General features: G+C 39.9%; 14 protein-coding genes and 1 pseudogene. 10 read left to right on the forward strand and 5 right to left on the reverse strand.

What is annotated here, in order from left to right:
* Nucleotides 1-408: 408 nt before the first annotated feature.
* Nucleotides 409-1755: a calcium-binding protein gene (locus NSTCB13_RS13630; RefSeq protein ID WP_448272699.1), complete on the reverse strand. Its 1347-nt coding sequence runs from the start codon at nt 1753-1755 to the stop codon at nt 409-411.
* Between the two features lie 289 nt (nt 1756-2044).
* Between NSTCB13_RS13630 and NSTCB13_RS13635 the strand changes: the two genes are divergently transcribed.
* Both NSTCB13_RS13635 and NSTCB13_RS13640 read left to right on the forward strand, forming a co-directional pair.
* Complete coding sequence (locus tag NSTCB13_RS13635) at nt 2045-2461, forward strand: ribosomal maturation YjgA family protein (RefSeq protein ID WP_445628095.1); 417 nt, start codon at nt 2045-2047, stop codon at nt 2459-2461.
* Nucleotides 2439-2666 carry a DUF167 domain-containing protein gene (locus NSTCB13_RS13640; protein WP_322670473.1) on the forward strand — a complete coding sequence of 76 codons (228 nt, stop codon included), beginning with the start codon at nt 2439-2441 and terminating at the stop codon, nt 2664-2666. The genes NSTCB13_RS13635 and NSTCB13_RS13640 overlap by 23 nt, the downstream gene beginning before the upstream one ends.
* Before the next feature lie 123 nt (nt 2667-2789).
* Here the strand turns inward: NSTCB13_RS13640 and NSTCB13_RS13645 are convergent, their stop codons facing one another.
* Entirely contained in the window at nt 2790-3401 is a 612-nt protein-coding gene (locus NSTCB13_RS13645) for a glutathione S-transferase family protein (RefSeq protein ID WP_445628094.1), read from the reverse strand.
* A 197-nt stretch (nt 3402-3598) separates the two neighbouring features.
* On the opposite strand from NSTCB13_RS13645, the gene NSTCB13_RS13650 reads away from it, so the two are divergent.
* From NSTCB13_RS13650 to NSTCB13_RS13665, 4 genes are all read left to right on the forward strand, one after another.
* Entirely contained in the window at nt 3599-4303 is a 705-nt protein-coding gene (locus NSTCB13_RS13650; RefSeq protein ID WP_448272700.1) for an SOS response-associated peptidase, read from the forward strand.
* A 235-nt stretch (nt 4304-4538) separates the two neighbouring features.
* A complete protein-coding gene (locus NSTCB13_RS13655; protein WP_322692183.1) occupies nt 4539-5060 on the forward strand; it encodes a photosystem I assembly protein Ycf3 in 522 nt (173 codons plus the stop codon).
* A gap of 253 nt (nt 5061-5313) precedes the next feature.
* On the forward strand, nt 5314-5604 hold the full coding sequence (gatC, locus tag NSTCB13_RS13660) for an Asp-tRNA(Asn)/Glu-tRNA(Gln) amidotransferase subunit GatC (protein WP_445628093.1): 291 nt from the start codon (nt 5314-5316) through the stop codon (nt 5602-5604).
* A 495-nt stretch (nt 5605-6099) separates the two neighbouring features.
* The gene (locus NSTCB13_RS13665) at nt 6100-6360 is read left to right on the forward strand and encodes a MoaD/ThiS family protein (protein WP_448272701.1); all 261 of its coding nucleotides are present in this window, start codon (nt 6100-6102) and stop codon (nt 6358-6360) included.
* Nucleotides 6361-6442: 82 nt separating this feature from the next.
* Here NSTCB13_RS13665 and NSTCB13_RS13670 read toward each other — a convergent pair.
* The 3 genes and pseudogenes from NSTCB13_RS13670 to NSTCB13_RS13680 form a co-directional block, all read right to left on the reverse strand.
* Nucleotides 6443-7301: pseudogene (locus tag NSTCB13_RS13670) on the reverse strand (lysophospholipid acyltransferase family protein).
* Between the two features lie 389 nt (nt 7302-7690).
* Complete coding sequence (locus NSTCB13_RS13675; protein ID WP_448272702.1) at nt 7691-8173, reverse strand: hypothetical protein; 483 nt, start codon at nt 8171-8173, stop codon at nt 7691-7693.
* Between the two features lie 439 nt (nt 8174-8612).
* On the reverse strand, nt 8613-10049 hold the full coding sequence (locus tag NSTCB13_RS13680; protein WP_448272703.1) for a carotenoid oxygenase family protein: 1437 nt from the start codon (nt 10047-10049) through the stop codon (nt 8613-8615).
* A gap of 507 nt (nt 10050-10556) precedes the next feature.
* Between NSTCB13_RS13680 and NSTCB13_RS13685 the strand changes: the two genes are divergently transcribed.
* The 4 genes from NSTCB13_RS13685 (at nt 10557) to NSTCB13_RS13700 (ending at nt 13012) form a co-directional block, all read left to right on the forward strand.
* Nucleotides 10557-10745, forward strand: coding sequence for a hypothetical protein (locus tag NSTCB13_RS13685; RefSeq protein WP_448272704.1), 189 nt, complete (start codon nt 10557-10559; stop codon nt 10743-10745).
* 679 nt (nt 10746-11424) lie between these two features.
* Complete coding sequence (locus tag NSTCB13_RS13690) at nt 11425-11712, forward strand: hypothetical protein (protein ID WP_448272705.1); 288 nt, start codon at nt 11425-11427, stop codon at nt 11710-11712.
* 689 nt (nt 11713-12401) lie between these two features.
* Nucleotides 12402-12662, forward strand: a complete 261-nt coding sequence (locus NSTCB13_RS13695; RefSeq protein WP_445628086.1) for a hypothetical protein — start codon at nt 12402-12404, stop codon at nt 12660-12662.
* An 89-nt stretch (nt 12663-12751) separates the two neighbouring features.
* A complete protein-coding gene (locus tag NSTCB13_RS13700) occupies nt 12752-13012 on the forward strand; it encodes a hypothetical protein (RefSeq protein WP_335005928.1) in 261 nt (86 codons plus the stop codon).
* Nucleotides 13013-13028 lie beyond the last annotated feature (16 nt).

The following is a 13028-nucleotide window of genomic DNA, read 5'->3' on the forward strand; positions in this document are numbered from 1 at the left end:
ATTCAATTTGTCTAGGTGATTAGTTTTGATTGTCATTTACCCAAAATTGCAATTATTAAGATAATTTTAGAACGCTAATCAATTAGAAATAATTAAGATGTATTACTCCCAAAGATAAGTACTGGCTTGTAAAGAGTCTCATATTGGATAAAGGAGAACACGACTGTGTGTTCTCCTAGCCAAGAGGAAAAGTATCCTTGAATCTGCCTTCTGAATATTAGTACTTTCTTAAGTTGACAATGTTTTTATGCAAAACTGACTCTTAGTGTATAAGAAAAATCAGGATTAGAACTGCTACCAAAGAAAGTTTCGCCATCTTCAGGCAAGATAACCCTTCAGGGCTGGCGAATGTATTGTTTGTACTTTATCCAGTATTGTTTTGCTCATACAAAAGTGAAGCTGTCACTATCAAGTGTGAGACCCCACTACCCCCTGCACAATACCGATGATCTCATCTTGCTCTGCTCCTAGTTTGTCTAAGAATATTCGCGTGTTACTTCCAACAACTTGCAAGCGGTAATCCTGTGAAAATCCGTTGAGTTCAATTCGGTCTTGGCTAGGGTTGAAGTCAGTAATAGTAACCAAGTCGCCAAAACCAGGATTCGTAGTGTTGTTATCGTCGTAGAAAACATTTTCAGCGTCCCCGAGGATAAATCTATCTGCTCCAGGCCCGCCAGTTAAGGTATCAGTTTCCCCTAATCCAGGCGGAAACGGACTACCAGGAAAAGTACCGATGAGGATATCGTTTCCAGATCCCCCATTGAGGATATCATTGCCCGGCCCGCCTTGTAGGCTATCATTGCCGTCCTCACCATTGAGGATATCATCGCCATTATTACCGTCTAGGGTATCATCGCCTGCTCTTGCATTTATAGTGTTATTAGAAGTATTACCAAAAAGAAAGTTGTTAAGACTGTTACCTATCCCGGTAAGGTTGCCACCTTCTCTCAGTCTCAGGTTCTCCAGATTGGCTCCTAGAGTGTAGCTGACAGAAGACCGGACGTTATCTATACCTGAATTCGCAGCCTCTGTAATGGTATCAAGAGTAGTATCAACAATGTAAGTGTCGTCACCTGCTCCCCCATTCAAAGTGTCAATACCTAAACCGCCGTCAAGTGTATCATTGCCATTATTACCGGATAATCGGTTATTTTGGTTATCGCCAGCAATGCTGTCATTTCCATTTGTGCCGATGACATTATCAAAGTTGACTGCGGTAAATGACAATGTTCCTAAACCAGGAACGTTATTAGCAGCTAAACTTTGGGTTTGCAGGTTAGCGGTGATAGATACCCCAGCCAAAGATTGAGATGCATCTATAGTGTTGTTGGCAACCTTAGCATTAGCAATCACCTTTTCTACTTTAAAGAGTAAATCTTGTCCCAATCCCCCAGCTTTTTGAATGGTTCCAACACCTGATAAGGTAATGGTTTGACCTAGTTGACTGTAGTCTGCGGTATCAATGCCATCTCCACCATCAATGTTGTCGTTACCCTGACTGCCTTTGAAGGTATCACTACCTGCACCACCTTTTAGAGTGTCGTTTCCTGTACCCCCATCAAGTGTATCATTGCCATCTCCACCGCTAAGACTATCATTCGCCGTGCCACCTGCGAGGGAATCGTTACCAGCCAAGCCATTCAAGATATCGTTACCGGAGGCAGTATTGGCGTTACCACCACTAGCCCAACCAACTATGGTGTCATTTCCCGAACTCCCATTTATCGTGTCAGGATTTGTAGTACCGAAAGCCATATTATCTCTCCTAAATTTCTCACTAAATATGTAAGTTCAGCATCAATGAAAGAACTATTTATCAGTTCCATGTAGCTTACTTGTAATTTGCATAATTTCATGTTAAAAAACATTAACTATTTAGTTAAAAACTTCTCAAGAAAAATATCCAACTACTTAGTGTGGGCTGACCCAAAAAGCCAGCCCTTAGTTTGGAAATTAGCGATATCTGCGGTTTTTGCTAGTACTCAGCCGAGACTTATAATCATTCCGCTGCTAAAATTTTGCTTAGTCTCTAGTCTATAAGAAAATGCTCCGATACCGTAAGCAAACAATATTTATTATTATTTCTGTACTCATCGTTGTACCGATGGGATTTTTGTTTAAGTATTATAACGGCCCTGCTCATCACTGGTTTAATGACTACGGAGCAGCTGTATTTTACGAAATATTTTGGTGTCTGTTCGCATTTTGGTTTTTTAGAAGTCGGGCGGCAGTAATCCAAATTCCTATATGGGTTTTTGTCATCACCTGTATACTAGAATTTTTGCAACTTTGGCATCCGCCACTATTAGAGCAAATGCGCGCCACCTTGATAGGTAAATTGTTACTTGGTACGACCTTTGTTTGGTGGGATTTTCCTCATTATGTATTGGGTTCTGTTTTAGGCTGGTTATGGCTGCGACAACTACACAAAATAAGTTATGCAAAAAAAAGTCAAGGTTAAACCTAATTCAAAACAGCAAAAAATTGAAGAACAACCTGATGGTAGTCTGACTGTTTATTTAAAATCGCCCCCAGTTGATGGTAAGGCTAATGAAGAGTTAATTAAACTACTAGCAGATAAATTTGATGTACCCAAGTCTCATATCAGAATAAAGTCAGGTTTCTCCTCTCGGCAAAAGCTGATGGAAATCGATCCGAATACCTAACTGCTGCTTAATAATATCTTTTATGAAGACTTTGCTGCTTTCTGAATGCGAGCTACATTCCACCCAGGACATTCTCTACTAGAGATTAGAAACCAGAGATAGTAACTTGCTCTCATCTAATTTTTATGCCTCTGTAATACTGATATACCTTGGTTGAGTTTTGACTCTTTCTATCCAAGCTTGGATAGCAGGATATTGTGTTAAATCAAACCCACCTTCATCAGCTACATGAGTATATGCGAACAAAGCGATATCAGCAATCGAATAACGTTCTCCCACAAAAAAATCTTGAGAACTTAAGTGTTTATCCATCAAGTTAAGTGCTGCATAGCCCGGTTCGCGTTTTTGTTTGATAGCTTCACTATATTCTTCAGTTTTACCTAAAATAGAAATCCAAAATCTTGATGTAGCAATAAAAGGCTCATGGCTATATTGTTCAAAACATAACCATTGCAGCACCTGCGCTCGTAAAAAACGGTCATAAGGTAAAAACTCTGTACCTTCACTCAGATAAACCAATATAGCATTTGATTCTGCCAAATATTTCCCTGGCTCGATTTCCAGGACAGGTATCTTACCGTTAGGATTTTTACTTAAAAATTCTGGTGTTCGAGTCTCTCCTTTCAAGATGTTAAGCTCTATCCTCTCAAAAGGCATACCTAGTTGTGTCAATAAAAGACGTATCTTATAACCATGACCAGAAGGTAAAAAATCGTACAGATGCAGTAGTTCCATGTTAAAATACAGTTAGGAATGTGTTGAGAAGTGAAGGTTCAAAATACAATATCTTACCAAAAGATTTTCCCAAAACCGGATATTTTTTTTGTATTTAGTATCTGAACGTACTACAGGAAATGATTCGAGAAAATAAAAAAATATTATTTATTTCTAGTTTGAGATGTTTAATTTAGTTAATGGTCGAAAAGAAAACTATGTGTGGAAGATTTACTCTAAACTATTCGGCAGCAGGATTGTCTGAAGTTTTTCATGTTGAGTCAGTTCCCGATTTGGCAGCGGAATATAACATTGCGCCTACGCAAATGGTGGCGACAGTGTTACAAAATCCCGAAAACAAAAAGCGAGAATTTAAGCAGTTGCATTGGGGATTAATTCCATCATGGGCGAAAGACGCAGGAATGGGGGCAAAGCTGATTAATGCTAGGGCAGAAACTGTTGCCGAAAAACCTGCTTTTCGTTCGGCTTTTAAGCACAGACGCTGTTTAGTGCTAGCTGATGGCTTTTATGAGTGGCAACGCCAACAAGGTAAAAAGCAGCCATTTTATTTTCGTCTCCAAGATGGGCAACCTTTCGGTTTTGCAGGTTTGTGGGAAAGATGGCGATCGCCTGCTAACGAAGAAATAATTTCTTGTACAATTTTGACAACGGCAGCTAACGAATTACTCCAACCCATCCACGAGCGGATGCCAGTAATTCTAGAGCCACAAGATTACGATTTATGGCTAGATTCCCAAGTAGAAACGCCCCAAACTCTACAGCAGCTATTATTGCGTCCTTATCCAGCGCCAGCAATGATTGCATATCCAGTTAGCACCTTAGTAAACAACTCTCGACATAATAGTTCAGAATGTATCGTACCCCTCAGTGAGAAGAACGCCCCCGCAAATCAGTTAAATTAACTATTGAGTTAACTAGGGGATTGGGGAAATGAGAGAGATGAGGGGCGGGAGAATAGGGGGACAAGGGGACAAGAGGACAAGGAGTAAACAAAACTCCTAACTCTTGGAAAGACTTGGGTTAATCGCGTCTCTACTTTTAACTCCTAACTCAGCACTCAGCACTGGCTCAACGCCCCGCTATCGCTAACAGCACTCCTAATGCCCAATCCCTAATGCCCAATATCCAGAGAGAAATATGCCAAGAACACAAAAAAACGATAATTTTATTGACAAATCCTTTACTGTAATGGCGGATATCATTCTGAAGATCCTGCCAGCCAACAAAAAAGCTAAAGAAGCGTTTGTTTATTATCGAGATGGGATGTCAGCCCAAGCGGAAGGGGAATATGCTGAGGCATTGGAATACTATGAAGAAGCTCTAACACTAGAGGAAGATACCAACGATCGCGGCTATATACTCTACAATATGGGGCTAATCTATGCCAGCAATGGCGACCACAACAAGGCTTTAGAACTATATCACAAGGCAATTGAGTTGAATCCACGTATGCCCCAAGCCTTGAACAACATCGCTGTAATTTATCACTATCAAGGCGAAAAAGAAAAAGAAGCTGGAGATGACGAGGCTGGCGAAGCACTTTTTGACCAAGCAGCAGACTATTGGATTCGTGCTATTCGCATGGCTCCCAATAACTACATCGAAGCTCAAAACTGGCTGAAAACCACCGGGCGATCGCAAATTGACGTATTCTTTTAGTCATTAGTCATTAGTTCTTTGTCATTTGCTAAGGACTAATGACCAATACAACTCTTGGAGAGGCTGCACTTCGACTCATTTCGGCTACGCGGTAATTGAGCGTAGTCGAAATTCAATGACCCAACGCTCTGTTACCACGCCAACGACTACGCGGTAGTTGAATCTCGACTTACTTCGACTACGCTCAGTACAAGTCGCTCGATTACCGCGCAGTCGAAACTCAGTACAAGTGACCAATGACAAATGACAATTTATGATTGACCAAGAACAAGTTCACAAAGTAGCCAATCTTGCTCGTTTAGAATTGACTCCAGAAGAAGAGGAACAATTCACTACTCAGTTGGGAAGTATTCTGGACTATATCGAACAATTGAATGAACTTGATGTCAGTAATGTGCTGCCAACAACACGCGCAATTGATGTCAGCAACATCACACGAGAGGATGAATTGCAACCCTATCCTGACCGGGAAACTATTCTCAACAGTGCGCCTGAACAGGAAGGCGAATTTTTCAAAGTACCAAAAATCCTTAATGCGGAATAGTCAAACAATTGGGAATTTTAGATTTGCAATTGATGATAGCACAGCGTAAAGCCTTCTCTTCTCCCAAAAGGAGACGCTATGCGTAATTTAACTTATACAAAATGGTACGAAAGGCTTGTCTGCGACACTTGCAGGAGTACGCCAACAGCATAGCAACTCTAAGAGATGCTACCGCGTAGCTTGCTTCTCCGTAGGAGTACGCTTAGAGCCAGTCCTAAGCTAATGCGCCTACATATTGCACAAACTCGGTTAAGACCGTCATTAGTCATTAGTCACTTGTCATTTGTGTTTACCAACTGGACTTTGGACAATTGACTTAGGACAACCTTCACCAGTTGATGTGCTTTTCTTTTTGCGTAACAGCTTAACAGCGTATACTTAGATTTGTTTCACGCACAAGTGGCAAAGAAGCAAAACATACTTATCTATGTTAAATATTTGTTTACATTATTAGCAAATATTAAAATACTTGCTCGTACTACCAAAGTATGTTACATGTCTAAATCTGTAATCACCGTTACCGTCAAATTGTTCGCTGCTTATCAAGAAGCCTTTAGGGTTTCGGAATTAGTGCTGGAATTTCCTGATAGTATGCCAGTCAAAGCAGTATGCGATCGCCTCATAGCTGAACACCCTGAACTCTCACAATGGCGCGATATAACCCGTTTTGGGATTAATTTGATGTTTGTCGAACCAGATACCCTCCTACAAGATGGAGATGAGGTTGTGTTGATTCCACCAGTCAGCGGCGGTTAGGAGTAGAGACGCGATTAACCCAAGTCTTTCCAAGAGTTTGGAGTGATAAATTAAAGATTCAAAACTTTTAACTCATAACTATTTAAAGAGAATTGGTCTGAGCCGTTAGCTTTATTAAGTTGTCTAACTCTTGTTGCATTTGACTAACAACTAATTCATAACATTCATTGACATAATGGCGATCGCTAGCTGCTTCACGACCGTAGCGTTCAAATACAATTGGCGGACAAACCCGCGTATATATGGGCACTGGTAATGGAATATTGGGTAATGGGCCAATTGCTAATCCCCAAGGCAGTCCGAGATAGATTGGAAAAACTTCTGGGGTCGATACCTAATAGCCAAGGCATCCCCCACTCGTGGAGTTGCCGCGCAACTTTGTAGCAGTCAGCGATAACAATCAGTGTATCGTGAGCGCCCCAAGAAATCACAGGCACAATCGGCACATTTTCCCGTAACGCTAACTTGATAAATCCTTGTCGCCCCGCCAAGTAAATTTTGTTACGTAAATAATTCGGTCGGAAGATATCTTCGGCTCCACCGGGATAAACTAGCAGACTCGCTCCAGAGCGTAAGGCAGCGTAAGCCATTTTTGGATGAGCCATGATTGCTCCAGCCTTGGCGACTAATTGCGCTAGTGGTGGGCTAACCTGCCAAACCTTGGGATGCATCAAACCATAAACTGGTTTTTCTACACCAAATCTTCGGAACCAGTCATACATCATCATTACCATATCTGGGGCTGCGAGTCCACCATTGTGCGAACCAACAAACAAAACTTTTTGCTGGGGTGGAATATTCTCCCAGCCACTAGTTTGAACTTGGAAATAGTACTGATAGAAAAAGTCAACTAGGGGCATCAGAGATTCTATGAACTTTGGATCTCGCTCATCCAAAGACCAACCGAGTTTTTTGTTTAATAAATGTTGCTTTTTTGACATTGAGGCATTCTAACAGCATTAGGGAACTCCAAGAAATAAATTATCCAATATTGTGGGGTGGGCCGAAAAGCCAGTGGTGTCAACTTCAGCAAGCCCTAGCGTACTCGTTGGGTGTTGTGCGTCCGCCCACCGTTAAAACGGCGGTCTAATAACCCAAGTCCATTAAAATGGACTGTAATCTTGAGTGTCCAAGAGGGGTTGGCGGAGAAGTAAAGAAAGAACTTATCGAACTCACGTTTACTTAATTGCGATCGCTTAATGATTAAATATTTGGTGAAATTAAATATGCGTTATCCATAATCCTTGTAGAGACATAGCAATACTACTTCTCTAAATTACTTTTCACTCATATTTTTATTGCCAGATCGCAGCGATTAATTTGGTGATGTCTATGGAGTAGTTGTTAGTTTTGAACGCTGCTGCTGGTAAAAACCGACAACTTTTTGAAGATATGTAGCAGTAAATCCACTGTTGCAACCTGTATAGCTGCCAGTCATCCACCAACAGCCGACGCCACGCACAGCAGCGATTTCATTATTATTGCTGGCGATAAATTGCTTATTCAACTCACGGCGCGTGATGCAAGATACAACTTGGCGTGCTTTCGCGGGACTATTTTCAAACTGCGTTGGTGTTAGTTCTTGTTTAAGACAATATTTCGACCAGCCTTTTAAGGTTTTTGGTTTAACTTGCCATTCACTGTAAAGTCCATCATTTGCGGTGCCGGTCTGCGGTGCAGCTAGTCGTAGCGCCTCTACCATTGCCGCAACTTGGGCATCAGAAACCTTTTGTTGTGCTTGAGCTAACAATGATGACAGTCCAAAGCTGACAATCACTCCGCTAAGTAGTAATGCTATCGGGTTTCTCCTCATGATTCTGGACTTATTTTTAGATACCAATATGTAGGATACTACGTTTTTACACTTAGCTATTATCAAAGATTAGAGTGAATTGGGAATTGGGCATTGGGCGTTAGGAGTGCTGAGTGGTGAGTGCTGAGTGCTGAGTTAGGAGTTAAAAGTAGAGACGCAATTAATCGCGTCTGTACAAGAGTTAGGAGTTTTGTTTATCTCCTTGTCCCCTAACTCCCTCACCTCCCGGTCACTGAGCGTAGCCGAAGTGCTGCTCCCCGGTCACTGAGCGTTGGTCATTGAATTTCGACTACGCTCAATTACCGCGTAGCCGAAATGAGTCGAAGTGCTGCTCCCCTGCTCCTCCGCTCCCCTGGTTACTGAGCGCAGTCGTTGGCGTAGCCTCTCGTAGAGAAGTATGCTCCCCTGCTCCCTCCCCCCTGCTTCATTCCCCAAATTGTTAAGCTGGGTTCCAAGTGCCGTGGAAACTGTGGGGAATAACGCTAGGTAATCCTAGTTTGCAAACGGGTTCTGCATCTAGGCGATCGCTATCAAATACCCAAACTTCACTACTATGAGTATTAGCATCGTATACAACGGTTAGCACCCAGCCTTGCTCGGAGTTTTGGGCATCTTGAGCGTAGATGGGTTCTGAAGGATAGCGGTTTTCTCCTAAGTCTGCTTCGGTGAGGGTTTCAGTTTTATAGTCGAAGCGGGCGATCGCACCAAACCATTCTTTATCTATATCCCCTCTTTGGGGCATTAATGATATGTAAGTATAGCGGCAAGGTTGCCCAACTTGCGATTGCTGCACTACGGGAAATTCACACTTGCGATTGACAACTTCCTGTATTGCCGTTACTTTAGCCGTTTGCGGATTGAGGCGCACTTGCCACAATGTTCCTGTAGGAACTGTGTGTGTCTCACCACTTGCAAATTCTCGGAGATACTCATTAGTTTGGTAAAAATCTGCATATCGCACCATGTCTAAAACCACAGAACCGTCTTTATCTTCATAGCCATTACCAAAATGCCAATTGAACCAAGGATCGGTTTCGCTACGACTCACTAAGGATAAGTTTTCCCGATCGAAGATTAACACCTGGGTTCCTAATTGAGGTTCCCATAACAGAGATTCACTAAAGGTAGTTAAACCTAGCAAAAGTGACAGCATTTTCATCCGCATTGGTGGCTTGAAAAACACTAGATACTTTTGAGTTAAAACAAAATCATGCATTATTGAGTAACGATCTAACTTAAAAGCAGTTTTTTGGATAATTTTGCCAGTGCGATCGCTTTTGTAGAGATTCAGTTGTACAGAACTTCCGATACTGATGCCAAAGTTAAAAATCTCGCCTGTTTGTGAATCGCGCTTGTAATGAGCAGAATAAGGTAATCCGTTATCCAAAGCACCTAAATCATCCAATCCCTTCGTTTCTAAAGTTTGCAAATCAAGGGCGTAGGGATTGGTTGCTTCCCATAAAGCCAACAATTTATCAGGTAAAGCTAACACTGAGGTATTCGCTGCATTCTTAATCTGTTGGCCCCAGCGCTTCCAGATAGGCCCTGGCGGATGCATCCCATAGACACCATAAAGAAACCTATCCGCTTGAGTTTCAGCTTGATATTCTGCTGTTTGCACATATCGATAGACTCCGGTAACTCCTGCATCTGTGAAATGGATGCCGAGAATTGCCCCATCTCCATCAAACCAGTGTCCTACGCGAACGCTATCGCGTTCTAGGCGTGCAGGGCCATTGCGGTAAAGAGTGCCACGCAAGCCATCTGGGACTTTGCCAGAAATAATTGATAGCTGAGTAAGGGGAAATTCTTTTGCTGGTTCTGCGATCGCACCAGCCCAAGATTTATTTATTGACTTTTTGGTAATAGTCTGCATATTAAAATATTGCCTGAATTGATCTAGACCGATTCTGACATTGTTGCAATTTTTGGCATTGCAGAGAAAGCAGGATGATTTAGCACCTGACAAAATTCCTCTCCTGTATCCTCTGCCAAACAACACTAAATTACTAGTTGAAAATTAAAAAATCAGTCTTTTGATATAAACTATATTTATTTTTCTATGCTAGATGTAAATAAATTGTAGAAACTTTTGTTTGTAAATCTACCGTTTTACATAAAAACTCAAAGCATATCGACTAGACGAGCAAATTTTTATATAAAACATCCTCCTTTAGTATTATATCTATGCATTTTGCTCATTCTAAAATATGAGAAATAAAAGTAAAAAAGTGGGTTTCAAAGAGTAAGAAAAGTAGGAAAAATAGGAAAAGTAGGAAAAGTAGGATCTTATATAAAAACCGTTGACAAGCTTTTATAAAAATTGATATTTATAAGTACATCCAAGGCACAAATGCCTACTACAAACTTTCTGGAGAAAATTATGACTAACGATAAAAACTTGATCCAACCCAACAATCAAGAAGTGATTTTGGAAGAAATTAATGAGGAAGAATTAGATGGAGTAGTGGGAGGATTCAATGTATTGGGACCACTACTCGGTGGAGTGGGAACTGTTCTCGATGCTACTTTAACAACTGCTCTTGGAGGTCTTTCAGGTCTACTAGGTTAAGTGTTCCACTTCCATGAGGCCAGTAATTTCTAAGATATTAGGTGAATTTGAGCAAATCAACATCATAAAACAACTCAAGGTGATTCTTGAGGGTAAAGAAAGGCAGGAAAACAGCTATTATAAAAATATTAGCCTGTAAAGGTTGTGACTTTTATAAAAGTTTGTTGACCGAAGAGAGTACTACAAATTCAATTTTCGTTTTTGCTCAAGTAATACTTAGTATAACTGCAATTATACACTCCTCATTGTTTAGTAAAATAGCCAGAAGTCAGAATATTCTGACTTCTGATTTTTCACATGTCATTTCTTTCTGTGTTTACAAAGAACTTATTTGTGCCAGAAGTTTGAATTGAGATTGAAGATTTGAGATTTTAGCGGTTCAGTGCCGTAATAAAGATGCGTGATGCTGCCAACATTAACAGTAGTTTGGCAAGTATCGAATGAATATTTTCACCACATTTATTGATAGTTTGCTTTTGTCGGATAGTAAAGACTATTTGGCAATCTTTTCTCATGAAATTAATAATATAAGTAGGTAAATTTAGAGAAATAAAAATGATAAAAGTAAGTTAGTTAGTAAAAGTAGGATGTTTTTTTAATCTGTTGACAAATTATTAAATAACCTGCTATTTGTAAATACATCTCAGACAAAAAAGTCTGTATACTTCTGGAGGAATTTATGACTAATTTCAATCAAGTGAGTTTCAAATCTATCTGTAATCGGAAAGTTATTGTCGAGGAACTGATAGATAGTGAATTAAAAGGAATAGTGGGAGGAGATATTGTTTTGGATTTTTCATCACAGATCAATGCGATTTCAACTGATGGTACTGATGCTGTTGTTCAAGACTCCAATCAAGATGTTGTGGATACGAAGACTAAGCAAAGAACACGCACAAGAAGAAGATTTTCGCTGACAAATGGAGTTGCACAAATAATAAATTCAACAGTGATTTCATCTATTTAGTATTCACAGTAATACCATTTATTTGTGAGGTTGCGTCAAATTTTCTTTCTTCCTTTGTTTACTTTTCTGACGAGATGCTGCGCGTAGCTTGCTTTTTTGTAGGAGTATGCGCCCTGTGGAAACCCGCTTTGCGCCTATGCAGTTCGTTTTTTATATAGTTTGGCGCATCTTCATACAGAATTGGTATAACTTAAATTCAACTCACGTTTTATGTACCCAATTAAAGGTGCGTATCCCCAACTTCTAAAGAAGTTGGGGATATTATTTTTGTGAATAATTGAATATGTTAGCTGTTGCTTATTCGGCAAGATTTTGTAATACCTATATTAACTTGTCAAAAAATTATTTATAGATATACCATTGACCGATCCTACCTTTATTAACTTGAATTAATATCGATATTTGATATTTCTTAAAATCATAATCTTCACAAAACTCTTGAACAACTTTATCATTTCTTTATATAAAATACTTTTAAAAAACTGTATTGTTTAAACATAGTGAAATTGCAAAACAAACCAAAAGCAAATTTTTGTTTTGCACATTTAATTAGTGTTTTAAAGCAACAAATTTGATAATAAAAGTCGTCAGATATTTATTATTTTAAATGTCTAAAGATTTTTATTATTTGGTTAAGTCAAAAAAGATTTCACTATGCAAAAACCATTTTGTACAAGGAAGGAATTTTTATGTCAGTTGTAACATTTGAACAAGAAACACTCGTAGTCATGACCGAATTAGCTGATGAAGAAATCAGTGGAATTGTCGGAGGAGGACGCGGTATAGATATTGATAACAGAACCAATGTTGGCGTTAATGCCAAAGGTAAGAACGTACAAGTATCCAATCAAGTTGGTAACGGAACAGCAATTGGTGGAGGAGATGCTAAGGTTTATCAAAATTCAAATCAAGAAATTGATAACAGCAAAGACCGTGTCTACTTCTGGTAATAATTGGTACTAGATTATCTCCATAGTAGGCTCATGTTGAGTTACTATTTCACTGTTCCAAAACCATTTTGTACAAGGAAGGAATTTTTATGTCAGTTGTAACACTTGAACAAGAAACACTCGCGGTCATGACCGAATTAGCTGATGAAGAAATCAGTGGAATTGTCGGCGGTGGACGCGGAGTAGATATTGATAACAGAACCAATGTTGGCGTTAATGCCAAAGGTAAGAACGTACAAGTATCCAATCAAGTTGGTAACGCATCAGCAATTGGTGGAGGAGATGCTAAGGTTTATCAAAATTCAAATCAAGAGATTGATAATAGCAAAGACCGTGTGTACTTCTGGTAATAACAGGTACTAGGTT

The organism is Nostoc sp. DSM 114160 (assembly GCF_053470305.1).

Excerpts from the sequence above, each read along its gene's own strand:
- NSTCB13_RS13630 (WP_448272699.1), bottom strand. The coding sequence starts at position 1,755 with ATGGCTTTCGGTACTACAAATCCTGACACGATAAATGGGAGTTCGGGA.
- NSTCB13_RS13635 (WP_445628095.1), top strand. The coding sequence starts at position 2,045 with ATGCTCCGATACCGTAAGCAAACAATATTTATTATTATTTCTGTACTC.
- NSTCB13_RS13640 (WP_322670473.1), top strand. The coding sequence starts at position 2,439 with ATGCAAAAAAAAGTCAAGGTTAAACCTAATTCAAAACAGCAAAAAATT.
- NSTCB13_RS13645 (WP_445628094.1), bottom strand. The coding sequence starts at position 3,401 with ATGGAACTACTGCATCTGTACGATTTTTTACCTTCTGGTCATGGTTAT.
- NSTCB13_RS13650 (WP_448272700.1), top strand. The coding sequence starts at position 3,599 with ATGTGTGGAAGATTTACTCTAAACTATTCGGCAGCAGGATTGTCTGAA.
- NSTCB13_RS13655 (WP_322692183.1), top strand. The coding sequence starts at position 4,539 with ATGCCAAGAACACAAAAAAACGATAATTTTATTGACAAATCCTTTACT.
- gatC (WP_445628093.1), top strand. The coding sequence starts at position 5,314 with ATGATTGACCAAGAACAAGTTCACAAAGTAGCCAATCTTGCTCGTTTA.
- NSTCB13_RS13665 (WP_448272701.1), top strand. The coding sequence starts at position 6,100 with ATGTCTAAATCTGTAATCACCGTTACCGTCAAATTGTTCGCTGCTTAT.
- NSTCB13_RS13675 (WP_448272702.1), bottom strand. The coding sequence starts at position 8,173 with ATGAGGAGAAACCCGATAGCATTACTACTTAGCGGAGTGATTGTCAGC.
- NSTCB13_RS13680 (WP_448272703.1), bottom strand. The coding sequence starts at position 10,049 with ATGCAGACTATTACCAAAAAGTCAATAAATAAATCTTGGGCTGGTGCG.
- NSTCB13_RS13685 (WP_448272704.1), top strand. The coding sequence starts at position 10,557 with ATGACTAACGATAAAAACTTGATCCAACCCAACAATCAAGAAGTGATT.
- NSTCB13_RS13690 (WP_448272705.1), top strand. The coding sequence starts at position 11,425 with ATGACTAATTTCAATCAAGTGAGTTTCAAATCTATCTGTAATCGGAAA.
- NSTCB13_RS13695 (WP_445628086.1), top strand. The coding sequence starts at position 12,402 with ATGTCAGTTGTAACATTTGAACAAGAAACACTCGTAGTCATGACCGAA.
- NSTCB13_RS13700 (WP_335005928.1), top strand. The coding sequence starts at position 12,752 with ATGTCAGTTGTAACACTTGAACAAGAAACACTCGCGGTCATGACCGAA.